This window comes from Streptomyces sp. NPDC050619 (assembly GCF_040654815.1).
In the GTDB taxonomy this organism is placed as follows: domain Bacteria; phylum Actinomycetota; class Actinomycetes; order Streptomycetales; family Streptomycetaceae; genus Streptomyces.
Map to the genome: position 1 here is coordinate 1 of NZ_JBFAIR010000150.1, position 1,321 is coordinate 1,321.

Genomic DNA, 1,321 nt, shown 5'->3' on the forward strand with positions numbered 1-1,321 from the left:
CCTCTCCCGTTGTCTCTCGGTGTTCGCGACACACCTCCGACACACTCAGATGACGACCCAAGCCGAGCAGGCCGCCACCCAAACCCACATCTGGACCCCCGACGTCCGACACGTCGCGAGGCGAGGGGGGCGGGGCAAGGAGCAGGCTGGAGGGTGGAGGTGGGTTGCCGTGGCGCACAACGAAGCCATCTCGCCCGTCGAGGATGCTGCAGTACTGGAAGCTCTGTTCGACCAGTCCCCTACAGGCCTGCTGATCTTGGACACGGAGCTGCGAATCCTACGAATCCACTTCACCAGGCCGGTTCTGCACGAAGCGCCCCCTGAACAGATCATGGGCCGACACATCACCGACGAATACGACCTTTCCGCACCCGGAGAGGTCGAGGCGATGCTGCACGGCGTGCTGGAGAGCGGCGCGCCCGTACGGGGGCGACTGGTGGGGGTGCGTCCGAAGCGCGCGCCGGGGCCGGAGTACCTGTTCTCCGTCTCGGCATCTCGCCTGGAGGACTCGCAGGGGAGGATCTTGGGAGTGCTGGTGGAGATGCTCGATGTCACCGAACGCGAAAAGGCACGCGCCCGCCTGCGCGTCCTGGGCTCGGTGCGCGAGCAGGTAGGACAGACCCTCGACGTGGTGGCCACCTGCGAGGAACTGGTGCAGGCGGTGGTGCCCGACCTCGCCGACATCGCCGTGGTGGAAGTGGTGGACGCAGTGGTACGCGGCGAGGACCCTCCGCTGAGCCCTCTGGGACGGGAGGTGCCGCTGCGCCGTGCCGCCTTCGGCCACAGCGGCGGCAAGGAGCAGATTCAGGCACATCCGGTGGGTGACGTGCGCGCTCTGCCGTTCCCGACGCCTCACGCCCAGACGCTCGCCGACCTCAAGCCCCGCCTCGTCGCCCTGGGACCCGACACGCCCTGGCTGGCGGCCGTCCCGCCGCGCGTCGCCGAGGCGATCCGCGCATCCGGTGCCCACAGCCTGATCACTGCACCCCTGACGCTGCGTGGAACCGTGCTCGGCCTGCTGAGCCTCTACCGCACTGACCGGAGCGACCTCTACGACGAGGACGATGTCACCCTCGCCCTCGCAGCGGCCGCTCACACCGCGCTGTGCATCGACAACGCCCGCCGCTACACCCGCGAACACACCATCGCCTCGACAGTCCAGCGCCATCTGTTGCCTCCCCGCCCGGCGTCGCGGACCACCGTGGAAACCGCGCACCTGCACGTGCCGTCCCAGGCGGGCGGAGGCGGCGGGTACGACACCTTCGCCCTGTCCGGCGCCCGCACCGCACTGGTGGTCGGCGAATGCGTCGGCCAGGGCATC

Annotated in this window: 1 protein-coding gene; it reads left to right on the plus strand. The window is 69.3% G+C overall.

What is annotated here, in order from left to right; all coding sequences use genetic code 11:
* Positions 1-49: 49 nt before the first annotated feature.
* Positions 50-1,321: PAS domain-containing protein (locus AB0I77_RS53620; protein WP_363290338.1), on the plus strand; the 1,272-nt coding region annotated here is incomplete at its 3' end.